This is a genomic window from Shewanella sp. WE21, from assembly GCF_002966515.1.
Lineage (GTDB): Bacteria > Pseudomonadota > Gammaproteobacteria > Enterobacterales > Shewanellaceae > Shewanella > Shewanella oncorhynchi.
Genome location: NZ_CP023019.1, coordinates 2427538 through 2450405, shown reverse-complemented (window position 1 = coordinate 2450405; position 22868 = coordinate 2427538). Strand labels below are relative to the sequence as shown.

Annotated in this window: 19 protein-coding genes; 10 read left to right on the top strand and 9 right to left on the bottom strand. The window is 46.6% G+C overall.

What is annotated here, in order from left to right; translation table 11 throughout:
- The first annotated feature begins 85 nt into the window (after positions 1-85).
- The 5 genes from CKQ84_RS10655 (at position 86) to CKQ84_RS10635 (ending at position 7329) form a co-directional block, all read left to right on the top strand.
- A complete protein-coding gene (locus CKQ84_RS10655) occupies positions 86-523 on the top strand; it encodes a hypothetical protein (protein ID WP_105251235.1) in 438 nt (145 codons plus the stop codon).
- Between the two features lie 423 nt (positions 524-946).
- Positions 947-1705 carry an IS5-like element ISSod6 family transposase gene (locus CKQ84_RS10650; protein ID WP_011071076.1) on the top strand — a complete coding sequence of 253 codons (759 nt, stop codon included), beginning with the start codon at positions 947-949 and terminating at the stop codon, positions 1703-1705.
- Between the two features lie 409 nt (positions 1706-2114).
- Positions 2115-3680, top strand: coding sequence for a cryptochrome/photolyase family protein (locus CKQ84_RS10645; RefSeq protein WP_105251234.1), 1566 nt, complete (start codon positions 2115-2117; stop codon positions 3678-3680).
- An 85-nt stretch (positions 3681-3765) separates the two neighbouring features.
- A complete protein-coding gene (locus tag CKQ84_RS10640; protein ID WP_105251233.1) occupies positions 3766-4473 on the top strand; it encodes an SDR family oxidoreductase in 708 nt (235 codons plus the stop codon).
- 522 nt (positions 4474-4995) lie between these two features.
- Positions 4996-7329 (top strand): M4 family metallopeptidase, encoded by a 2334-nt coding sequence (locus tag CKQ84_RS10635; RefSeq protein WP_105251232.1) that lies wholly within the window; start codon positions 4996-4998, stop codon positions 7327-7329.
- A 197-nt stretch (positions 7330-7526) separates the two neighbouring features.
- On the opposite strand, the gene CKQ84_RS10630 is transcribed toward CKQ84_RS10635, so the two are convergent.
- Genes CKQ84_RS10630 through CKQ84_RS10620 form a run of 3 tightly spaced genes read right to left on the bottom strand, consistent with a single transcriptional unit; the run spans position 7527 to position 10308 of the window.
- Positions 7527-8078 (bottom strand): response regulator transcription factor, encoded by a 552-nt coding sequence (locus CKQ84_RS10630; RefSeq protein WP_105251231.1) that lies wholly within the window; start codon positions 8076-8078, stop codon positions 7527-7529.
- Positions 8075-9385 carry a HAMP domain-containing sensor histidine kinase gene (locus CKQ84_RS10625; protein ID WP_105251230.1) on the bottom strand — a complete coding sequence of 437 codons (1311 nt, stop codon included), beginning with the start codon at positions 9383-9385 and terminating at the stop codon, positions 8075-8077. Before CKQ84_RS10625 ends, CKQ84_RS10630 begins: the two co-directional genes overlap by 4 nt.
- 8 nt (positions 9386-9393) lie before the next feature.
- Positions 9394-10308, bottom strand: a complete 915-nt coding sequence (locus CKQ84_RS10620; RefSeq protein ID WP_105251229.1) for an SDR family oxidoreductase — start codon at positions 10306-10308, stop codon at positions 9394-9396.
- A 178-nt stretch (positions 10309-10486) separates the two neighbouring features.
- On the opposite strand from CKQ84_RS10620, the gene CKQ84_RS10615 reads away from it, so the two are divergent.
- Positions 10487-12337: an alkaline phosphatase D family protein gene (locus CKQ84_RS10615; protein ID WP_105251228.1), complete on the top strand. Its 1851-nt coding sequence runs from the start codon at positions 10487-10489 to the stop codon at positions 12335-12337.
- A 4-nt stretch (positions 12338-12341) separates the two neighbouring features.
- On the opposite strand, the gene CKQ84_RS10610 is transcribed toward CKQ84_RS10615, so the two are convergent.
- From CKQ84_RS10610 to CKQ84_RS10595, 4 genes are all read right to left on the bottom strand, one after another.
- Complete coding sequence (locus tag CKQ84_RS10610; RefSeq protein WP_105251227.1) at positions 12342-12734, bottom strand: hypothetical protein; 393 nt, start codon at positions 12732-12734, stop codon at positions 12342-12344.
- A gap of 147 nt (positions 12735-12881) precedes the next feature.
- Positions 12882-13799, bottom strand: a complete 918-nt coding sequence (locus tag CKQ84_RS10605; RefSeq protein ID WP_105251226.1) for a pseudouridine synthase — start codon at positions 13797-13799, stop codon at positions 12882-12884.
- Positions 13800-13852: 53 nt separating this feature from the next.
- Entirely contained in the window at positions 13853-14428 is a 576-nt protein-coding gene (locus tag CKQ84_RS10600; protein WP_105251225.1) for an LON peptidase substrate-binding domain-containing protein, read from the bottom strand.
- Between the two features lie 197 nt (positions 14429-14625).
- Positions 14626-15681, bottom strand: a complete 1056-nt coding sequence (locus tag CKQ84_RS10595) for an alpha/beta hydrolase (RefSeq protein WP_105251224.1) — start codon at positions 15679-15681, stop codon at positions 14626-14628.
- 347 nt (positions 15682-16028) lie between these two features.
- Between CKQ84_RS10595 and CKQ84_RS10590 the strand changes: the two genes are divergently transcribed.
- The 4 genes from CKQ84_RS10590 (at position 16029) to CKQ84_RS10575 (ending at position 20960) form a co-directional block, all read left to right on the top strand.
- Positions 16029-18422 (top strand): TonB-dependent siderophore receptor, encoded by a 2394-nt coding sequence (locus tag CKQ84_RS10590; protein WP_105251223.1) that lies wholly within the window; start codon positions 16029-16031, stop codon positions 18420-18422.
- 177 nt (positions 18423-18599) lie between these two features.
- Entirely contained in the window at positions 18600-19061 is a 462-nt protein-coding gene (locus CKQ84_RS10585; protein ID WP_105251222.1) for a YhcH/YjgK/YiaL family protein, read from the top strand.
- Positions 19062-19204: 143 nt separating this feature from the next.
- Positions 19205-20125 (top strand): manganese-dependent inorganic pyrophosphatase, encoded by a 921-nt coding sequence (locus CKQ84_RS10580; RefSeq protein WP_105251221.1) that lies wholly within the window; start codon positions 19205-19207, stop codon positions 20123-20125.
- Positions 20126-20345: 220 nt separating this feature from the next.
- On the top strand, positions 20346-20960 hold the full coding sequence (locus CKQ84_RS10575; RefSeq protein WP_105251220.1) for a DedA family protein: 615 nt from the start codon (positions 20346-20348) through the stop codon (positions 20958-20960).
- 12 nt (positions 20961-20972) lie between these two features.
- On the opposite strand, the gene CKQ84_RS10570 is transcribed toward CKQ84_RS10575, so the two are convergent.
- Together CKQ84_RS10570 and CKQ84_RS10565 are read right to left on the bottom strand one after the other, a co-directional pair.
- The gene (locus CKQ84_RS10570; protein WP_105251219.1) at positions 20973-21197 is read right to left on the bottom strand and encodes a DUF6500 family protein; all 225 of its coding nucleotides are present in this window, start codon (positions 21195-21197) and stop codon (positions 20973-20975) included.
- Between the two features lie 96 nt (positions 21198-21293).
- Complete coding sequence (locus CKQ84_RS10565) at positions 21294-22754, bottom strand: thioesterase (RefSeq protein WP_105251218.1); 1461 nt, start codon at positions 22752-22754, stop codon at positions 21294-21296.
- Between the last annotated feature and the right edge of the window lie 114 nt (positions 22755-22868).

Below are 22868 nucleotides of genomic sequence, written 5' to 3'. Positions count from 1 at the left end.
TGGCCAGATTTATTATTAGCCCTGCATATGTGATAAAACAGTTAAACCTTCGCTGGAAACAAATCTTAGAAATGGAGTATTGTCAGTGACAACGAGAACGGAATTACTCAATAAATTAAGCGCCTTATCGACCGCCGATCCAGAGCACTGTCCGGTAGTGACATTAAATGAGTACTTTTTAGAAAACGAAGATGAAGAGTCTATCGCACCCAATAATTGGGGTTATGGTCGACCATCCATCAAAGAAATCTATCGTTGCTTGAAAGAAATCGAACATAGGTCAGATGTGCAAGGTGTTTATGTTGGGATGCACGATGAATGGTCCGAAGCACTTGAGGATGATGAGCTATGGCCTGCAGCTGAGAACATTCATATTCTTACCTGTGCGCTTCTGGCGGAAGTGGAAGAATGGATTGAAGGAATCGCGGCAGATGGAATGGAGACAGGCTGGCCCTATGGCGAACATCAACTATCCCCTAAGCCGTATGCTGGCTATCATGTCTATACAGTATATTGGGATTAGTGGTTAGCTATCTCACTGTTTATGTGAATTTTATTGCATCAGATAACCCCAAAACATCGGTCTAGGCCGATGTTTTTATATCTAAGGATACCCAATCTCATTTTTGTAATATAAAACGTGCTCCCCCAGCCTTATTATATGAATTAGCTCGTGTTATTTAGACTCCCATTGTTAAATTTTAAAAATGGAGTGTTAGTACTCTTTTTAAATACTAACAAACAACACTAAAACTTCAGAAGTTCATCTTCCCCTGCGAAGTTGCTGAAGGGCGTTGAAGAAAATCGCGTGAGCGAGGCATGGATGCCGAGTTAGCTTTCGGATTCTTTATTTGATTAGGGTCTGTTGATCTTTCGAGAGTGATTTTTAGACAGCATGGCAAGACGTTATAATTTGCTTCGCCAAAAGTAACCATAACCTCAAGCCATGCCAAGACTTATGCTAACCGATGCACGCTGGGAAAAGCTATTTCATTTAATGAAAAGCACAGGCCGTGTTTATGACAAACCTGAACATAGACAAACATTCGAAGGTATTCTTTACCGCCTTAGAACAGGTATCCCTTGGCGAGATTTACCTAAAGAGTTCGGTCATTGGAGCACGGTCTTTAGACGGTTTCATTTATGGTCTAAGAAAGGCGTTCTAGCACATTTATTCAAGGCCTTAGCCAACCTTGCTGATATAGAATGGGTCTTTATTGATGGCTCGATAGTGCGGGCTCACCAGCACAGTGCAGGTGCAGCGACGCTAAGTAATGAGAGTATTGGTAAAAGTCGAGGCGGTAATTCAACCAAAATTCACTTAGCCGTCGACAGCGGAGGATTACCGATTTATTTCGAATTATCAGAAGGCCAAAAACACGATATTACACACGCCCCCAGCTTAATTGAGCACCTGAAGCAGGTTGATACCGTCATTGCAGATAAAGGTTATGACAGCGATGCTTTTCGTGAACTTATCGCAAATAAAGGCGGGAAATCTGTTATTCCAAGGCGCCGCTATAAGAATACACCTCAAGAAAGAGTCGATTGGTGCTTATATCGGTATCGACATTTAGTGGAGAATGCTTTTGGAAGAATTAAGCACTATCGAGCAATATCAACAAGATATGACAAGCTAGCAAGAAATTACGCCAGTATGGTGTCACTGGCGTTTATGTTAATGTGGCTGCCGATGTATTGCTGAACAACATTTGTACAGCAAAGATCAACAGACCCTAATAGGGGATGTACCATCGGAAACGTTAGCTATTTCAAATAAGCACGAAGCCCTGCTTATAAATAAAGAGTTAATGCATGTAACTTCGCTAGGGTGAGTGCTGCGAAAACAGCGGTACGAACGAGAGCCAAAGATTGTGAACTGGCAGTTAGACATCGACGTTGTTCGGCAAGGGCTCTTGATTGAAAATCAAGGGGTGAAGCCCCCAACTTTGACTTTGCTTTAAAAGCTATCAAACCAAGTTTAGATAAACCTCCTTGTCGAAATCACGACAAATACCCTGCTTTGTGATCCTCACTGCAACCCAATTCGTAATGTCAGGCAATATTACATCGCGAAATGCTTAACCGCGAAAGTCATTCAACGAGTCCACTTAATGCAATTACAGCAATTCCATACAGTCAGGTTAATTTTAGGCGATCAACTCAATGCCCAGCATTCTTGGTTTAACCGCGTTGATGATCAAGTGCTGTATGTGATTGCAGAACTGCACCAAGAAAACACTTATGTGACCCATCATGTGCAAAAAATATGTGCCTTCTTTGCGGCAATGGCACAATTTGCCCAAGAGCTGCGCGCGCAAGGGCATCAAGTGCTCTATTTGAATCTGGATGACACTCATGATGACACCCAAGGCTTTAGCGATCTACTGACGCTAATTCAACATCAGGTAACACTGGTTGGCGCGATCAAGTTTGAATACCAAAGGCCAGATGAATACCGCCTACTTGAGCAATTGAGTCAGCTTAAGCTCAACACCGCCGTGGTGAACTGTGTCGATACAGAACACTTTATCTTACCCTTTGACGAAATCGATGCGCAGTTCCCCGTCGGCAAACACATTATGATGGAGCACTTTTATCGCCGCATGCGTAAACGTTACAACATCTTGATGCATGACGGGAAACCACTCGGCGGGCAGTGGAACTTTGATACCAGCAACCGTCAGAAGCTTAAAACTCAGGATATAAAGGTCTTGCCTGAGCCATTAATGTTTAGCCTCGATGTGACTGAAATTCGCGCTAGGCTTGAGCGTCACCAAATCCCGACCATGGGTCGCATTAATGCGCCATTACTCTGGCCGATAAACCGTGCGCAAAGCCTCGAATTATTAACATATTTTTGTCAGGTTTGCTTGCCTTCCTTTGGCCGTTTTCAAGATGCCATGACAGCGCAACATCCCGCCAAGTGGAGCTTGTACCATAGTCGACTATCATTCAGCCTTAACAGTAAATTAATCAGCCCGTTAGAAGTCATCAATGCGGCCATCGACAGTTATCAAACGAATACTGAGATTGATATCGCCCAAGTCGAAGGATTTGTGCGGCAGATATTAGGTTGGCGAGAATACGTTCGCGGCATTTACTGGGCGAATATGCCACAGTACGCCAGTACTAACGCGCTCGATGCCCATGGAACACTGCCCGATTATTTTTGGCATGGCGACACTAAGATGAGCTGCATGCGACAAGCCTTATCTCAATCATTAGATTTTGCCTACGCCCATCATATTCAGCGCTTAATGGTGATCGGCAATTTCTGCTTATTAACCGAAATCGAGCCAAATCAAATCGGTGAGTGGTATTTAGGCGTGTATGTTGACGCCATCGAATGGGTTGAAATGCCCAACACCCGCGGCATGGCATTGTTTGCCGACGGCGGCATTGTCGGCACTAAACCCTACGCCGCCAGCGGCTCTTACATCAATAAAATGAGTGATTATTGCAGCGGGTGTCATTACAAGATAAAAGAGCGCAGCGGCACACTCGCCTGCCCGTTCAATAGCTTTTATTGGCGCTTTATGGACAAACACCGCGCGCGATTATCGCAAAATCCAAGGATCGGCATGCTGTACAACACATGGGACAAGATGGACGAGCCCGTAAGGCATGCCATATTAGCCACAGCCGAGCACAACCTCGTTCACCTAAACCGTTTGTAGCTGAGTAATGCTAAGCGTGACTCATTAATATAAAGAGTTTGATATAAAGAGTTTGATATAGATATTTGGATAGGGAGAGTTTGCTATGAAAGTACTTATCGTCGGCGGGAGTGGGGGTATTGGCAAAGCCATAGTTAAGCGAATTCAAGAAAGCTATCCCAACGCAACCGTGCACGCCACCTACTGGCATCATCTTCCCCAAGACAGGCAGGAGAAAATCCAATGGCATGCATTAGATGTGACCAATGAAGCTGAGATTAAACAGCTAAGTGAACAACTCACTGAATTAGATTGGATTATTAACTGTGTCGGCATCTTACACTCCCAAGATAAAGGGCCAGAAAAAAGCCTACAGTCACTGGATATCGACTTTTTCCAGCACAATTTAACGCTCAATACCCTACCCAGCATCATGTTGGCAAAGCACTTTGCTAAGGCATTAACACAAAGCCACTCGGCAAGGTTTGCGGTGATATCGGCGAGAGTCGGCAGTATTACCGATAATAAATTAGGGGGCTGGTACAGCTATCGCGCCTCAAAAGCCGCGCTGAATATGTTTCTCAAAACACTGTCGATTGAGTGGCAACGCACCATGAAACACGGCGTAGTGTTGTCTCTGCATCCGGGCACGACAGACACGCCATTATCTCAGCCATTTCAACAGAGTGTCCCCAAAGGCAAACTGTTTACACCTGAGTATGTCGCCAACTGCTTACTGCCCATCATTGCCAATGCTACACCCGCACAAACAGGGCGTTTTTTTGCCTACGATGGCACAGAGTTACCTTGGTGAAATAAGCTGAAGAGCATGTCAAACAGCGGCAACTCCGATGGAGTCTTTCTAAGTGAATAAATCAAAGCAGAGGGTCTCAACACCTTGATAGGATGATGATCCCAACGCACAACCCATCCTTAATCAAGCCTTTTCAAGAACACTGAAAAAATAAACAATTGAAATAAATCATTAAATTACTGCAAAACACTCAAGTGCATCACCCTTCCGCTTGGCTAAATCGCTATTACCCAAAAGTCCTAATTCAGATTTAAAAGCGTCTAAATGAACGTTGAAGATAGTTCCTTTGTACGATTGTTAATACTTTTACATTTAAATAACATCTAGAGTCATGCGGTCATTCACGCTTTGCGCAGAATAAAACCCTGAGAATTTCCGCCTGAGCAACAGCTCATTCTATTCGGCCATGGCAGAGGGATGCCGACGACCCTGTAGAAATCACAATAAAAAAACGCTCGCCCGAGCCAGTTAAGCTGTATGGCATTCCAACGTTATTTACAAAACGGAAAAAGGATTTCAAGCATGATGCTAAACAAAAAACTGTCGCTACTCTTCATTGCTGTGTCGGCCACGTTAGGCACATCCGCATTTGCTGCCGATGTTGTCGATGTCGGCACTCTTAGAAGCGCGTCTTCAAGCAATAACTTAGTGTCTCAGTTCAGCTTAGACGCAGGTAGCCAACTCAAAGTCGAGAAAAAATTCAACCTAGGTCAAGGCAAGCAAAAACAACGTTTACAACAATATTTCCATGGCGTACCTGTTTATGGTTTCTCTGTTGCGACGTCACAATCGAGCATGGGCTTTTACAGCGACATGTCTGGCCGCGTATTAAAAAATATTGAAAAGTCGGCTGATTTTGTCAAACCCACTTTAACTGCTAACAAAGCGTTAGATATTGCGATCCGTGGCAAGTCTGACAAAGCCGTTGCAGGCCAAAAAGCTGAAAACAAACAAGCAAAATTATGGCTTTACCTCGATGATGCCGCTAAAACTCGCCTCGTTTATGTGACCTCATTTGTAGTATATGGCGATGAGCCAAGCCGACCATTCACTATGGTTGACGCGCACTCAGGTGAAGTGATTAAGCGTTGGGAAGGGATTAACCATGCTGCAACCGGCACAGGTCCAGGCGGTAACATTAAGACAGGCCAATACGAATACGGTACTGATTTTTCTAGCTTAGACGTTGAAGTGAGCGGTGACACTTGCACCATGAACTCACCTAACGTGAAAACCGTTAACCTAAACGGTGCCACATCAGGCGCAACACCCTTCTCTTATACTTGTCCGCGAAACACAGTCAAAGAGATCAACGGTGCTTACTCGCCATTAAACGATGCGCACTACTTCGGCAACGTGATCTACAAGATGTATAGCGAGTGGTACAACACTGCACCGTTAACCTTTCAGTTAACGATGCGAGTTCACTACAGCAACAACTACGAAAACGCTTTCTGGGACGGCAGTGCTATGACCTTCGGTGATGGCGCAACAACCTTCCACCCATTAGTGAGCTTAGATGTCTCGGCACACGAAGTGAGCCACGGTTTCACTGAACAAAACTCAGGGCTGGTTTACGCAGATCAATCTGGCGGCATGAACGAAGCCTTCTCAGATATGGCGGGTGAAGCCGCTGAATTTTACATGCACGGCACAAACGACTGGTTAGTCGGCGCCGATATATTTAAAGGCAGCGGTGCACTGCGCTACATGGCAGATCCAACCTTAGACGGTATCTCAATCGGTCATATCGACGATTACTATGATGGCATCGACGTGCACCACAGTTCAGGTGTATTCAATAAAGCTTTCTACACTTTAGCTAACTTACCGGGTTGGGATACACGCAAAGCATTCCAAACATTTGTAGTCGCTAACCAATTATATTGGACGGCGGACAGCTTATTCTGGCAAGGCGCCTGTGGTGTTAAATCGGCCGCAACTGACTTAGGCTTAAATGCTAGCGATGTGGTCACTGCGTTTGCCGCAGTGGGTATCACCCCTTGCGAAACCCCACCACCACCGCCACCACCAGAAGCAACTGAGCTCGCCAACGGTGTTGCTGTAACAGGTTTGGCGGGTGCGTCAGGTAGCAAAAAATACTACAAACTAGATGTCGCTAGCGGTGCAACTAACCTGAGCTTCAATATGTCAGGCGGCACAGGTGATGCGGACATGTATGTTAAATTTGGTCAAGCACCAACGTCTAGCAGCTATGATTGCCGTCCATACAAGTCAGGTAATACCGAAAGCTGTGCTATTGATCCAGCTCAAACAGGGACTTATTGGGTAATGGTCAGCGGCTATAGCAGCTACACAGGTGTGAGCCTAGTGGGTGCTTATGACGGCGATGACACACCAAACCAAGCTCCAACCGCAGGCTTTACTGCAAGCTTTGCTAACGGTAACGGCAGCTTCACAAGCACCAGTACTGACAGCGATGGCGACCTGACGTCATGGAACTGGGATTTTGGTGATGGTACAAATGCCGCAGGTGCGAGTGTCAATCATCAGTATGCCCAGTCAGGCAGCTACACAGTCACACTGACTGTAACAGACAACGATGGCGCAACAGCAAGCACTTCGGCAGAATTTGCGGTTGAAGTGCCAGAAGTGGCGTTAGAAATGACAGTTAAAAATGCGAATAAATCTCGTCGCGGTAGCATACGTGTTGCACTCGAATGGGATGGTCACAACGCTGATGAGTATACTATCTTCCGTAACGGTGTTGCGGTGGGTACTTCAAGCAGCTCATCGTTTATTGACCGTTTCACCGACCTAGCTGGCGCAAGCTTCACCTATAAAGTATGTGAAACTAACGGCCCTTGCTCAAACGAAGAAACCGTTAATTTTTAATCGCATAACCTAATCGTGCAGTGGCGCTAGCGTAAAATCCTAGCGCTAATTCATCGATTCACTTCTCGTTTTCTTGTTAATGCCACTCAGCCCTTTTGAGTGGCATTTTTTATGGTCAAACGGCTCTGCACCTCATCAGGTTTGCCTTAAGCTGTTGCCTGTTGCCTGTTGCTCCTTGCCCACACGTGGATGAATCGTTACTTCAAATGTCCACTTTCACCCACTGGTTTCTTCAGCAATTTACGTTGTAACGTCCGACGATGCATTCCCAATTGGCGAGCCGTGGCGGACACATTGCCTTGGTTAGCATTGAGCACTTGCTGAATATGCTCCCACTCCAAACGCTTAGGATTAAGTGGCGAATCGTCGACTTCATCTTCTTGAAGAGTATGGGAATGCCCATCCATTTCCAGTGCCGCGAGCAAGGTTTGGGTATCCACAGGTTTAGCTAAATAATTATCGGCGCCGAGGCGAATCGCTTCCACCGCAGTGGCGATACTGGCGTAGCCGGTGAGTAACACCATAGTCACCTTGGGCAGCAGATGACGCAGCGGCACAATTAACCCTAGGCCATTGGCTTCGGCAAGCTTCATATCTAAAAGAATATGGCTAGGACGAAACTCCCGCGCCACCAGCAGCGCATCACTGGCATCATGGGTTAATCGGCATTCAAAGCCATGGCGTGTTAATCGGCGGCCTAAAATACTCGCAAGGGAAAGGTCATCCTCTACAATCAACAAACGTTTCATGAACTTACCTCGTCACTAGCCTTAGTCTTGTGCGATACAGACGGCGCCAGCTCCCTTAAAATAGTGAAACGAATTTGTGCCACAGTGCCACCTTGGGGATGATTAGCCAAAATCAACTCTGCACCCAAACGCTCTAAACTGGCATGACTGAGTAGCAAAGCAACCCCTAAACCCTTGGGACTTTCTATGAGTAAGGTGCCCAACTGTGGCAATAAATCGGGCGCGATACCAGTGCCATAATCGCGGATCTGCAAGTAGATCTGCTCTTCGTTTGGCGCTATATCTAAACTGATATCCACCTGCGGCGCACCTATGGTTTCGGCGCTAGCGCGGGCAGCATTTTCAATCAAGGCCATGATGGCTGGCGTTAAACTCATATCAGTCAGAATGCTTTGCTCTGCCAGTTGTTCAGGCATACAAGTGATCAACCAATTCAGTTCAGTTTGCGGCATTAACAACAAGGTTTTTTGCTTTAAACTATCCACCAGCTCAATGATCTTTAGTGGGCGCTGGCGGCGATCGCGGATCGACTCCGTCGCTAATCTCAACTCGGCAAGCGTATGTTCACAGCGACCTAACGCAGTTTCCATCTCGACAATCGTTATCGAGGTATCACTCATGTCTTCTTTTACTTCATCGAGTAATAACCTCAGACTCGAGAGCGGTGTGGCCAGTTGATGTGCCATCTGCGCCGATACTGTGCCTAGGGCTAAGAGTTGTTCCTGACGCAATTGCCCTTCGCGCATATAGGCTAACTGCGCATCTTGGCGGCGCATACGCTTAGTAATTAATGCCACGCTGGTTGTCATCACCAATGCTGAAATCACAAAGTTGAACCACATGCCTAAATAGTGGGAACTCATGTCCATACCGTGATGCTGCATGGGGGATTCGGGCACAGTAAAGATCATCAGGCTGTAGGCAAAGGTTGAAATTGCCGTCAGTGCCCAAGGCGCCCAGATTGGCAAAGTCACAGCCGTAAGTGCAATCGGCAACAGTAATAACGAGATAAACGCATTGGTCGCGCCGCCGGAAAAGTGCAACCAAGATATCCAAAATAATGTGTCTAAGCTGAGCGCAATAAAGAGGCCGCGCTCCTTAGCAAATAAGGGTTTACGTAGCGCCAATGTGAGCGAAAGGTATAACACCTCCAGCACTAACACATGCACTAACGGCTCCATTTGCAGGCTAAGACCAAAAGTATCGGCGGCAAACGTGGTTAAGCCTATTTGCAGCAGCAAACCTAAGGTTCGCAGTAATGCGACTTGGTCGGCAGCCTGTAGACTGGTCCCTAAGATCTTAGCCATGGCGATCCCTACAGAGTGAGTCCGAGCGTGGCAAGTGCACCACTCGATTGTGCTAATGCTTGGCGCACGCCAGTGGCAAAATTGATTTCAGAACTAATCCCGAGCGCAGCTAAACGTGCACAACTCAAGCTACAGTCTCTTGGCCGCTTGGCATTATCCGTCGGCGTAGACTCAGGCGTTAAGTGCGCTGTGCTAAGTTGTAAAATCTCTCCTAAGGTCAACAACATCTGATACTTAGTCATAGTCTCGGCGGCGCTAAAATGATAAATCCCCTGCACGGTAGAATGTTCAATATGCTGTGCAATCATCTTGTCTATGGCTTGGGCAATATCGGCGGTCGAGGTTGGACTGCGTATCGCCCAATGATCAACACCCTGAGCGCGACGCTCAATCAATTGGTTAACCAGCACTAGCACAGCAGATTCACTCAGCTTTTCTACTTGACCGTAAAGGATTGGCAAGCGTAGCACGGCAAAATCAGCGCTAGTGTCTAGCACTATCTCTTCGCCCTTTAGCTTAGATTCACCATAAAAATTAACCGGATGAGTGACTGCATCTTCAGCGTACTTAGGTTGAGTGCCGTCGAACACATAGTCAGTAGAAATATAGATAAGCCAAGCGTTATTGGCCTTAGCTGCCATAGCTAAGGCTTGGCTCGCGGTTAAGTTAAGCGCCAATGCCGCCTGCGGATTTTGCTCGGAAACATCGGGGCGACGCTCGGCGGCGCAGTGCACTATCACTTGCGGTTGCTCGCGGGCGATAAATGCCTCGACATCTAAAGGGGCGGTAAGATCGAGTTTATGCACTCGTTCACTTGCGCGGCTAAAACCCGTGGCGATAACCTCATGTCCTGTTAATTCAAGCTGTTTTACGACAGCTCTGCCGAGTAGCCCAGTCGCCCCCGTGACCATAATCTTAGCCATATCGCCCCATTCAGTTTCAACGCATATTTATGGCTAACAATTCTAAAAGCTTTTCATATTCAACGCACTTGTTTACTCTTCTAAACCAAACTTACTTAGGGTTAACTCATGCAAGATTAACCCAAATACCTATAGGCAGAATTTGAGTACGACACTTCCTCTGATATTAGCTGGCCCCATGCTGCGCCACTGCGATGCCTCACACTTTACCCTGTGGTTTGTAAGTCGTGAGCCATTAACTGAACTTAAGCTGCGTCTTGGTGAGCAAGAGTACCTGTTGCAGGATGCCGATTTACACTATGTGCCACTCGGGCAACATGCCCATCAATATCTAATAATACTGTCGCGCCCAGAGTTGCTCGCGCCCAATATCGTCACACCTTACCAAGTGTCTGCCGCTCAGCATGGTGATATTTTTGCCACGATAAGCCAGCTAAACTACGGCGATGCGTCGACGCCAAGTGTACGTTTTACCCCTGAATTAACCCAAGTATTCCACGGTTCCTGCCGCAATCCGCATCACCACAGTGACGATGCACTGGTCGCCGCCGATACCCATTTAGCCAAGATAATCAACAGGGGTGCGGAGGATGATCGCCCTGCACTTATCATAATGAGTGGTGATCAGGTCTATATTGATGATGTTGCGGGACCTATGTTGAGCGCCATAGGACAAGTCATCAATTTGCTTGGTCTTAAACATGAGCAATTTGAAGGCGCAAGCATCACCACTAGCGAAGACATTCATTATCAGCCCGCATATTTGTATCAACGGCATAAAAACCTGTTGCCTCATACCCAATATCCGGCCAAAACCGCGCTGTGGCGTTGGTATCGCAATCACCCCATTTTTACCTCCTCCATCGCCGTAAATCATTTGGTCAGCCTAAATGAAATCATCGCCCTGTATTTACTCACTTGGTCACCTGAGCTGTGGGAATTAGTGAATATCTCAAAGGATGTCGACGGCTTATCACCCGCCAATACCGCCCGCTGGCAAAATGAGTGGCAACACTTGCTTGGCTTTAAAGCTGGGCTGGGGCAAGTCAGGCGCTTTATGGCGCACATTCCCGTTTATATGATGTTTGATGACCACGACGTCACCGATGATTGGAACCTGACGGCTAAATGGGAACAAGCGGCCTACGAACACGCATTTTCGAAACGCATTATTGGTAATGCCTTAATCGGCTACACCTTATTCCAAGGACTTGGCAACGCACCTGATAAATTTGCCGCCGATATCCGCCCGCTGCTCGATGCGTTTTTTGCGCGACAAGAAAGCGAAAGTCAGGATCTGCTCATCGATGAATTACTTAAATTTGAGCAGTGGCATTACACCTTAGAGTCCTCGCCTAAACTGGTCGTGCTCGACACGCGTACCCGCCGCTGGCGTAGTGAATCCAATCTCGCAAAACCTTCCGGCTTGATGGATTGGGAGGCGTTAATGGATTTGCAGCAAGAGTTACTCGGCCAGTCGAAGGTCATTATCGTCTCTCCTGCCCCCATGTTTGGGGTCAAGTTGATTGAAGCTGTGCAGCGCACTGCCACTCTGATCGGCGGTTCCCTGTTAGTAGACGCCGAAAACTGGATGGCCCACCCGGGCGCCGCCAATGCACTGCTGAGTATTTTTATGCACCGTAAAACCCCAGAGGAGTTTGTGATCCTCTCCGGCGATGTGCATTACTCCTTTAGTTACGACATCAGTATTCGTTTTAGACGCAGTAGTCCTAACATCTACCAAATCACCTGCAGCGGTATTAAAAATCACTTCCCTGAGAAGCTGTTACCGATTTTCGATAAACTCAATGGCTGGTTTTATGGCCACTTTTCACCACTTAACTTGCTGACAAAACGTAAACGTATGTTGCTGCGCGGCAGGCGACCAAATGGTGAGCCGAGTAAACGTCTAGTGAATAAAAGCGGAATAGGTATGTTGGAATTAGCTGATGATGGTGCACCAACAAAAATTGCGGTTTTACATGGCGATATGAGCGAAACCCTGTTCGAACCACCCAAACAGGAATAACAGATTAAACAGGTTTATTATGTTTAACCGTTTCAGGCTGAGTGGCACCAGAGCCAGAATCCATCAAGGGCGTATTTTTGGATAGCGCCTCATCGGTTTTGGCAGGTTTTGGCTGAGCCTGATTGAAAATCAGTGCTTCTGGCTGCGACTTATTCGACGGTTTTTCATGCGCCATTTGATCCCAAATGATCTTAGGGCTTTGATCCCGCTCGGCATCGACTTCTGCTGTCGATGTGCCAGACGAACTCGGTTTCTTCGGTTCAATCACCGCACTCGCCTTACGGATCTCGGCGGCAATGTCATTCAGATAAGGCTGCTTAGTCCAGTCACCAAAATACATGGCCCCCACTAATACTGCAGCGCAAAGCAAGATAGAGAAGATCGCAGATTTGGTCATAATGGACTTCCTTTAAACAATCGTAATATGGCTCCCTATGGCAGAGACTCAGATACTGCAGATTGTATTCATACCATCACAGGGTCAAGCACACAATTGCACCCGATTATTTCCTTTAAACAGACTGGAAATAATGCTTTCCGCTGACTAAAACTCAAAACCTTGACATTGCATGTCGTGGTGCATCCCGCTCACTGGGTCAATAAAACGTAACCGCTGCGCCATCAACTTAAGAGGCGTCGCAAAGTTATCCGGCCCTTTAGGTAATAAGCTTGGATAAAATCTGTCGTTTAACAATGGCATACCTAAGCTTTGCATATGCACACGAAGTTGGTGAGTTTTACCGGTAATCGGGCTCAAATGAAATAAACCGACATCGCCTTTTATGGCCACTAAACTGATTTCGGAATGGGTATTTGCCTCGCCTTCCACGACTTTCATGGTAAAGCTCGGGTCGCTCGGCTGCATGCGGTTTTTCACCGTCCAGTGCAAGGGCAAAGTTAAGCAGCCCTGTTGATATTGTTCAATAATCTCAGGAGTCAATTTGGCAATCGCTTGATAGTCTTTACGAATCGCATCGTCAATAAAGAGTTGATGATAGAGCGCGCGGGTTTCAGGCGCGACCGTCATCAGGATCACTCCAGCGGTTTCACGATCAAGCCTATGAGCGGGCGCGATAGTATCAATGCCAGTACGCAATCTTAGTCTATGCACCAAACATTCGTTCACATAGTTGCCACTTGGCGTCACAGGCAAAAAGTGCGGCTTGTAGGCCAAAATGACATTGTCATCTTGGAATAGGATCTGTTCTTCGAAGGGGATTTTCGCTTCAACCGGCACTTCACGGTAGTAATACACCCGCGCCGCAGGGCGATATTCAGTGTCCAAGGCGATCAAACTGCCATCCCGCCAATGCACTTTTCCGTCGAGGATCCGCTGACGCCATACATCTTCACCTATACGGGCAAAATGTTGTACGAGAAAGGCAAACACTGTGGGTTTATCTGTGACATTCACAGGAAGCACTATGTAAGAAGGTTGGGCGGCGCGGGCAGATGCTGTCATATCACAAAAAAAGCGGCTATAGAAAGCCGCTATTCTAGCCTTTTTGTGGTTTTTCAGTCCACATGGGACTTGATGAGTTGCAGCACGAAGTCCAAGGTTTTATGGCAATCTGGCTGATTCACTAACACTAATTTATCTTTGTTATACATAGGCAAAACCTCGAGCCAGCGTTGGCTCACCCAAGCGGCGTCTTCCAAATGCACTTGAGAATAGAGCTCAAACAGATCGGGATTCACTTCATAAAATTGCTCTAATGCGGCGCTTATCAACTCAAATTCACCTTTAATCGGCTCTTCTTGCCAGTTACGGCAAGGTAAAGTACGCGCCATCCACAGCTTATCTTTGGCCTGCGCCGCCGAGAGGATGCTGACGCGTTGACGCCCTTCGAGCACTATGCTGAGTGAATCATCTTCTAGCTGATTAAAATCGATAATGTCACATTGGGTGGCTGTGGGATAACAGGGCGGACTACCACTGGGTCTAATGGTGGCAAAGGCGAGCACATACTTTCCCTTGAATACATCGGCCACCATGCGCAGATGACCGGGGTCAACCACACGAACCTCCACCCGTCCCTGTGGCAGTAACAAGGCATCGCGCATGAGTAACGCCATTTCTCGTGTTTGCATAGCAACCTCCTGCCCCAAATAGAAGGAAACGAACTCAATGCATTCGTATTTCCTATTATTGTAGAGTGTAGCAGGTGAAAGAATTTCCTTCCTGAAGCCGCTGACCGCACAAAGAAATTTCCGACCCTGCTATTTTGAATCAGGGCATTTCAACCACGTCATGTCAAACCCAGTTTTCGAGACCAAATCACTTCAACCTAAAAGTGTTCTAGCCGATCCAGCACATTTCCCCTCGCAACAACCGAGGCAAACTCCTCTGCAAGACGTTCGCTCAAAGCCACAGACGTACGCCAATATTGCATCCGCTGCGCCGTGTCCAGTTGCTTAAAATCTTCACGGTCGGGGATTTTGCCAAAGGGCAATGAAGCGACAAATTCGGCCGATGGCGCCAACACTAGCGCATTGTGATAATTAGCGCGACCTTGGCGCCACTTCAAGGATTTATCGAACCATCCTGGGCTGATGGTCGGATAAAAATGCGGATACAGCGTCAGCCCCTTGGCACGGGATAAAGGCAAATCAAAGTGATAGTCGGTAATGCCGCCATCGTAATACTGCCCATCGGCAACGCCTTCAATTTGGGATACTGGGGCCAGCAACAAAGGAATCGACCCCGTTGCTAACATCACAGCATCGACATTAGCCTCAGTTAATTCAACCTGCTGACTGGGTAAATCGTTGAGTTGCAAAAAGGGAGATGCTGCAGCTTGTTGGCTAAAGACCACACGTTCAAAATGCCAGCCTAAACTCCGACGGCTCACTAAGTTGGTCGCCGCCGCCATCGCCAGCCCCGCCGCAAGCGGAAGCTTTGCCGTTAAACGATTTAAATGTTTAGCTCGGCACACGACGAAATGACTGTGAATATGAGCGTTATTAACGATTTCCCTGCCACCGTTTGCCCCTAAAATGCCCTGCACTACGCCTTTAACTTGCGCACTGACTTCCTGCGGTGTTGGCATATTGTCGTAACGCTGACCAATATAAAAATCCTCTAAGCGGCCATAGGCTATGAGGGGATCTTGCTGCGCCAAACACGCTAAACGCCACGCCCCTGAAGAAGCGCCGAGTGTATAAAGCGGTGTTTGTCTGTCTTTGAAAAACTCAGAAAACAGATACTTATCTAACCCAGCGATACCAAGCCATTTAGGTCCACCAGAGGCGGCAAGTAGCTGGGTAAAATGCTCAGATTTAAGACCTTGTTCTGCCAAGGTCTTAAATGCCGTTGCTCCCGCGAGAAATCGTAACGCTGACAAATCTGTGTTCCTTCAAATCAATGCCATTAAAGCAAAATAACGCATTAAACCACGATGGCGCACGTCAATAAACAATTCATATCATCGACTTAACTCAGTCGCAATGTGCATGCGACAACGTGTATTGTGCCGTACAAAGCCTCAAAAGCACGCAGGTCGATAGTGAGGTTTTCATCAATATATTCAACTGCATTTTAAATATTATTTAGAACACTAGGCTCTGAGTTAGCATATTTACGTCTTAATGTAACAATTGTTACAGTGATAACCTTCTCGGCATCAGATTGTTATTTTATCTGCACACCTAAGTTCGAGTATTGGGTCACAAACATCATTGAGAGGTTTTTATGCGTCTAGCCGTTATCGCATTGGCAGTGTCATCCACATTGGTTATTCCAGCAGTCCAAGCCGTAGAGCAACAAACCGGCTTCGAAAAAATCGAGATCATAGGCTCACGCATAGCACTACGCACGGCAACTGACAGTGTTGCGCCGGTCGATATCATTACTGCCGAACAACTCGAATCAACAGGTATGACCGAAACCGCTAAAGCGCTGCAATTTGCGGCGCCAAGCTATAGCTTCCCATTCTCCTCGGTGACTGACGGTTCAGATGCGGTGCGCCCCGCGAGCTTACGTGGCCTGTCGCCAGACCACACCTTAGTACTCGTAAATGGCAAGCGTCGCCATGGTTCTGCCCTAGTACATTTAAGTGGCACTATGGGAAAAGGCTCCTCTAACGTCGATTTAAATGCGATTCCAATGACAGCGATAAAACGCATTGAAATTCTCCGAGATGGAGCCTCGGCACAATACGGTTCAGATGCAATTGCTGGCGTAATTAACGTGGTACTCAAGGACAGCGATCAAGGGGGAAGCGTCTCGGCGCAAGCCGGACAAACCTACCAGGGTGACGGTGAGCAATGGCGTGTAGGCGTTAACCATGGGATCAGTTTAAGTAATGATGGTTTTGTGAATATCGCCCTCGAAGCGCATCACAAAGACAGCACAAACCGCGCAGGATTAGATCCACGGCAGCAATACCCTAAGTTCGCAGATGGCTCAGCAGATCCACGCGAAGCGACATTTAACCGTAAGAGCCACCACGTTGGTGATGCCGAATATGATAATGTCGGTTTGTTTATCAATGCGGTTCAGCCTATATCTACCGACGGAAAACTGTATGCCTTTGGTAGTATTAGCCAACGTGAAACTAAATCGGGTGCTTTTTACCGTTTAGCTCTCGATGCCCGTAACTTACCCGAAGTGTATCCCGACGGTTTTTTACCGCAAATTAACCCCAAAATTATCGATTCATCTCTTACCCTAGGCTATGAATTCAACCTGAGTGACTGGGACATTGATGCCTCAGTAGGATATGGTAAAAATTCATTTAACTATAATATCGTCAATACCTTAAATGCTTCCTTAGGCCCTGAAACTCCTACCGAGTTCGACGCAGGAACGTTATCGACCCGTGAAGCCAATATCAATTTGGATATTTCCCGTTATTTTGCCTTTATAAACGATTCTGAAATTCTGTTTGCAACCGGTGTTTCATGGCGCCAAAACGGCTATGAAATTGAAGCCGGAGAAGAAGATTCGTATATCAATGGTGGCTATAATGGTAAAGCGGCGGGTAGCCAAGGCTTCACCGGTTTTACCCCTGAGTCTGAGGTTGATGAAACGCGCGATAACACAGGCATTTATGCCGAACTTGAAAACCAATTAACCAACGAGTTTTACTGGGCGGCAGCGCTACGCTACGAAAACTACTCTGACTTTGGCGGCAACACGAGCTGGAAACTCGCGGGTCGTTACGATTTTACCGACAACTTAGCCCTGCGTGGCACTATCAATACAGGCTTTAGAGCGCCGAGCGTACAACAACTGTACTTCAGCAATATCTCGACGTTGTTTAATCCCGATCCAGTGACGGGGCAACTGGTTCCTATTGAATCAGGCACCTTCAACACCTTATCACCAGTGACAAAGGCGCTTGGAATTAACGAACTAGAACCTGAAATATCGCAATCATTTAGTCTCGGTCTTGTTTATACCAATAACGCTGGCCTCGCGGTAACACTCGACACTTACCAAATAGAGATTGATGATCGCATCATCTTATCTGGCTCCCTAAGAGCGACTGATAGCCCTGCGGTTGCAGCGGCACTTGCGGGCACCAATGCCGATTCAGCACGATTTTTCGTCAATGCCGTCGATAGCCGCACTCGCGGGGTCGATCTCGTTGTTAGCCAAGATATTGATATTGGCACTTGGGGCGATTTACAGGCGAATTTAGCCTATGCCTATAATAAAACCGAGATCCAAGACATCAATCTGCCGTCTATTTTAGGCGGATTAGAAAAGAAACTCTTTGATGGTATAGAAAGAACCCGCATGACGTCTGCTACGCCGCATAACACGGGCAGTATTGGGCTAACCCATGAACTCGGGGATTTTAAAACCAATATCCGCTTAAACTACTTTGGTGACTATAGTGAAGGTTATTCAACGGGCGATGTGAACTATAGCGATCAGTGGGTGATGGATCTGTCGGTAAGATACGCTGCCACCAATGCGCTAAGCTTTACGGCTGGGGTGCAAAATTTGTTTGATGTGTATCCAGAAAAACGACCTGATAACAATAATTTCAATGGTATCTTCGTATACCCATTAACCAATACCCCCTTTGGCTTTAATGGTGGCTACTACTTTTTAGAAGCCAAATACACTTACTAAACTCGTTTTAGCTAAGTTTAATAATACTTGATGTAGAAACAGGTCATTCAATGGCCTGTTTTTTATGCCGACATGTTTAGACCTGCTTCCAATCGACAAAGCTTATGTCCTAACTGTGATGATCAGATTATAATCTTTACCATTCGCCCATTTCACTTCCGCCATGTCGAGTAACCGATGATCGTCGATACCTTAAAAAACCGCCATATTTATCAATCCTTAAGCCCTCGGCTTGCGACTGCATTAGAACATCTAGCGACGACCGACTTTAGTCAGCTACCCGTAGGCAATTATCCCCTCGATGGCGACAATATTTTTGTGATAGTGAATGACTATCAAACCAAGCATAAGTCGACAGAACCCTTTGAAGTTCATCAAAAATATATCGATGTGCAATATGTTTTCAGCGGTGAAGAAGAGTTTGGTTACTTGCCACTAGCGGAGCAAACACCCTCGAAACCCTATTTTGAAAAACACGATTACGCCGAGTTTGATTACGAGGCAAACCAAGCCAATGCCTCTTATATCAAACTCAAAGCAGGCATGTTTGCGTTATTTTTCCCCGGTGACATGCATATGCCCGGCACAGGCGATATCGCCACGGCGGTGCGTAAAGTCGTGATAAAAGTGAAGATCTAAACCTTAAGCCATCTTTGCCGAACCTGAGCGTTCGATTTTTAGAGAAATAGCAACTGAAGAGCGCAGTGATATGCGCTTTGGCTATTTCCGATTAAAGCCAAATATTGCTAAAATTGTCACAAATTTAAAGGAGAGTCCCTGAAATGCCCATTTACGTTGTCGGTCACAAGATCCCCGATTCAGATTCAATCTGCGGTGCTATCGCGTTAGCCTATTTAAAAAACCAAATCGGTGAAGAAGCCATTGCCGCACGTTTAGGTGAATTGTCACCCGAAACCGCTTTTATTTTGGAACGTTTCGGCTTCGAAGCTCCAGAATACAAAACCAGCTACGCTGGTGAGCAAGTGTATATCGTTGACCATTCAGAACTGACTCAAGCACCGGATGATATCGCCCAAGCGACTATCGTCGGGATTGTCGATCACCACAAACTTGGCGATCTGACCACAGATACACCGTTAGAATGCTGGATCCGTCCAGTAGGTTGCAGCAACACAGTGATCAAGATGATGTTCGACTTTTACCAAGTCGCTATCCCTAAAAATATCGCTGGCATCATGATGTGCGCCATTTTGAGCGATACCGTGATTTTCAAATCACCGACTTGCACCACTGCAGACATTCGCTGCGTTGAAGCGTTAGCTAAGATCGCCGGCGTTGAAGATTTCAAAGAACTGGGCATGGAAATGTTCAAAGTGAAATCCGCCGTCCAAGGCACACCAGCACGTGACTTAGTAATGCGCGACTTTAAAGACTTCAACATGAACGGTAACTTGGTCGGTATCGGCCAGTTAGAAGTGATCGACCTGTCAGTATTTGACGATATCAAGGCAGAGTTAGAAGCCGATATCAAAGCACTGAAAGTGGAAGGTAACCGCCACAGCGTTTTATTGCTGCTGACTGACATCATGAAAGAAGGTTCAGAGTTGTTGATTGTGTCTGACGATGCGCAGCTGACCCAGCGTGCCTACGGTAAAGATACCGTCGATGGCAAAGTGTGGTTAGACGGCGTATTAAGCCGTAAGAAACAAGTAGTACCACAGCTACAAGCAGCATTCGCCTAGACATTATATCGTCGCCGAATCGCAACAGTAATAGCGTATTAAGGCCGAACTCAGTTCGGCCTTTTATATTTTTAAGGCAAAATTGATATCACCTGTGCCTTAGCCTTGCTAATCACTGCAAACGAAAACGGGCATGAAACTTTGCTCATAAATCTATCCAACCAGAGAAGTTGGCGAGTATGATGACCCTATCGTCCCATTGATTTGATCACTTTCATCCATGCCAGAAGCGCTACAACATATCATCACCGAACTCACGCCTTGGCTGCAGCAATATGGTTATGTTCTGCTATTTGTCGCGATTGCTGTCGAGGGTTTTGGCATTCCGGCGCCTGGGCAATCTTTATTAATTGTCGCCAGTTTATTAGCCGCTACAGGGCAAATGTCACTGCCACTAGTGTTAATCGTCGCTGCTTGCGCTGCACTCTGCGGTAACAGTTTGGGATATTTCATCGGTTGGCGCTTTGGTGATGTGTTGCTTAAGAAGGGCTGGATAAAACCGCAATTGGAAGACAAAATCCATGGCGTTATTGGTCAATATGGCATCGCCGCTTTAGTGCTGAGTCGTTTTGTTGAGGGATTAAAACAATTTATGTTTATCGGCTGCGGTCTCGCTAAAATGCCACTAAAACAATTTGTGATTGGTAATGCCCTCGCCACCAGCATTTGGATGGCACTCTTTGGGTTAGGCCCAGTGTTAATCCGCGATGAAATCGCTCCCATGCTAGCGTTTTACCACCAGCATAAATACCCCACATGGGCCATGGTCAGTCTGATACTCGCCGCACTAATCACTTTTACTTGGCGCAGGTGGCAAACCAAAAATCCGCAGTAAGCGATTTAGGATCTATTCTTCCGATTCCTTTTGGATTATCTCTATCACCTTATGAGCCTTAACAAAATGGTCTAAGCGATGAGTTTGAATCCACCAAGTCGCCGCTTCCATAAGCAACTCTGGATCATCATTTTTGTTCGCAAAGAAAGCGTAAAATGAGAGGCCGACATTATCGCCTTTAGTCTCAATTTTTTTATGACAAACAGTGATGATTTTTGCTCTTAACTCAGATCTCATATTGACTCATAAAGTTTATTCACCAGCTTATTATCTATTTTCAATGAGATACAACACTAGATGTATCGCCTATCACTTACTCCGTACAGCTACCTATCACTTTATGCCTTCAGTTTCAATCTTAGGCTGAGGCTCTGCGCCGTCGTTTGGCTTAGCCTCAGGCTTTGATTCCGGCGCTTTAATTGGTGCGGGTGGCGCCTCAGTCGCAGCAGGCTTATCTTGTTCCTGTGATACGTTTGGCTCCTGCAATGGTGCATTAACCTTAGGTGTCGGTGAACTTTGCTCTTCAGGTAAAGGCTCAACAATAATCACTGGCTCTTGTGGCACAGGCGTTTCACCTTCGGTAGATGTTGCAGCTTCTGACTCTGGCGCTAAGGTGCCGAGATCTTGGTTCGCAGGGCTTTCCACCGCATGTTTAGGTAATTGATTTCGATATAAATCAATCATACGCATCACCTCAGACAAGGCTTTACCATGCTCTGGAGTGAGAATGCCATTGTGCCCAGAGACGATTTCGTCAGACACGGCCAGTACCCATACGGCTTGCATATTGGCATCAGGGCAGGTTTGCACGGTACGACGAGCCTGCAGGCGAGCACGAATTTTCCAGCCTGATTGAGGCAGCGTCATCATACAGCCAGGGATTTGATCGTGCGCCATCAAGGCCGAAGGCATCTTCATTGGTGTAGTGCAATTGCCACCAGAGCATTTGTCAATATCGTGAGTAATAGCCCAAGAGTTCCCTACAGCGCGCTCGCCGTCCTTGATGTAATTGAAGGCTTCTTTCACTGCAAAATCCCCCTTCGATTGCAACACCACCATACTCGGTTTTTGTCTATCTAAGCTCACCAACGTATCTAATGGCTGATACTCTTTAGCAGGTACGGCGGGATTTAACAGTAAGAATAAATTAGGATTATCCTGCTGATTATCAATGGCGGCTTTGATGCGATCTTTACTCGCATGCAAAACAACAGCACCGCCAAGACTATGGCCAATCACAGTGTAACGCAGCAGTTTATGCTGTGTTACTAAGCTATCAAGCTTATCCAGCAGCTGTGATAGACCTAACTGCCCGATACGTTTAGCAACCCGTTTACGCTGTAAAATAGTGGGAAAATCTAAGGGTTCAATCCAACTTTTTGCATCATCTGAGCCATCGATCCAAAAAGGATCATATTTATCGCCCCGCCAGCCAATATACAACCCCAACAAGTTGCGCTGGGTATCGGACGCGGCCATTTGCTGATAAAACTGCTCAAAGGCAATAAAGTTTTCATCCTTAGGCTCAGCGCTATGATGCCAGCCATGGACAAAAATCAATAATTCAGGGATCTGTGCAGGCTCTGGGTGTAAAATTCGCGTCTCTAAACCTTGCCATTGCCTTTCGTCGTGGGGCTGACCTTTATCATTAAACTCAATCACATGAAAATTTTGCTTAGCGATATCAGGGCCGGGGATGTGGTAAGCCTGATCTGGAATAAAAGGAAGTAGGACACAAAGTAATAACAACATTAAAAACAGTAACTTGTACTGAGTAAACTTTTTCAGGCTCATTTATAACAACATAATTAACGGCCAGGCTAGGCCAAAATAGACGTGCTGAAAGGGACTAACAGCAAAATTGACGAAATTATACGCTAACGCAATTAAGCCAGCTAGTGCCTAAGT

Bases quoted from the DNA above. Each gene is read 5' to 3' on its own strand.
- CKQ84_RS10650 (WP_011071076.1), top strand. From the start codon at position 947: ATGCCAAGACTTATGCTAACCGATGCACGCTGGGAAAAGCTATTTCAT.
- CKQ84_RS10645 (WP_105251234.1), top strand. From the start codon at position 2,115: ATGCAATTACAGCAATTCCATACAGTCAGGTTAATTTTAGGCGATCAA.
- CKQ84_RS10640 (WP_105251233.1), top strand. From the start codon at position 3,766: ATGAAAGTACTTATCGTCGGCGGGAGTGGGGGTATTGGCAAAGCCATA.
- CKQ84_RS10635 (WP_105251232.1), top strand. From the start codon at position 4,996: ATGATGCTAAACAAAAAACTGTCGCTACTCTTCATTGCTGTGTCGGCC.
- CKQ84_RS10630 (WP_105251231.1), bottom strand. From the start codon at position 8,078: ATGAAACGTTTGTTGATTGTAGAGGATGACCTTTCCCTTGCGAGTATT.
- CKQ84_RS10625 (WP_105251230.1), bottom strand. From the start codon at position 9,385: ATGGCTAAGATCTTAGGGACCAGTCTACAGGCTGCCGACCAAGTCGCA.
- CKQ84_RS10620 (WP_105251229.1), bottom strand. From the start codon at position 10,308: ATGGCTAAGATTATGGTCACGGGGGCGACTGGGCTACTCGGCAGAGCT.
- CKQ84_RS10615 (WP_105251228.1), top strand. From the start codon at position 10,487: ATGCTGCGCCACTGCGATGCCTCACACTTTACCCTGTGGTTTGTAAGT.
- CKQ84_RS10610 (WP_105251227.1), bottom strand. From the start codon at position 12,734: ATGACCAAATCTGCGATCTTCTCTATCTTGCTTTGCGCTGCAGTATTA.
- CKQ84_RS10605 (WP_105251226.1), bottom strand. From the start codon at position 13,799: ATGACAGCATCTGCCCGCGCCGCCCAACCTTCTTACATAGTGCTTCCT.
- CKQ84_RS10600 (WP_105251225.1), bottom strand. From the start codon at position 14,428: ATGCAAACACGAGAAATGGCGTTACTCATGCGCGATGCCTTGTTACTG.
- CKQ84_RS10590 (WP_105251223.1), top strand. From the start codon at position 16,029: ATGCGTCTAGCCGTTATCGCATTGGCAGTGTCATCCACATTGGTTATT.
- CKQ84_RS10585 (WP_105251222.1), top strand. From the start codon at position 18,600: ATGATCGTCGATACCTTAAAAAACCGCCATATTTATCAATCCTTAAGC.
- CKQ84_RS10580 (WP_105251221.1), top strand. From the start codon at position 19,205: ATGCCCATTTACGTTGTCGGTCACAAGATCCCCGATTCAGATTCAATC.
- CKQ84_RS10575 (WP_105251220.1), top strand. From the start codon at position 20,346: ATGCCAGAAGCGCTACAACATATCATCACCGAACTCACGCCTTGGCTG.
- CKQ84_RS10570 (WP_105251219.1), bottom strand. From the start codon at position 21,197: ATGAGATCTGAGTTAAGAGCAAAAATCATCACTGTTTGTCATAAAAAA.
- CKQ84_RS10565 (WP_105251218.1), bottom strand. From the start codon at position 22,754: ATGAGCCTGAAAAAGTTTACTCAGTACAAGTTACTGTTTTTAATGTTG.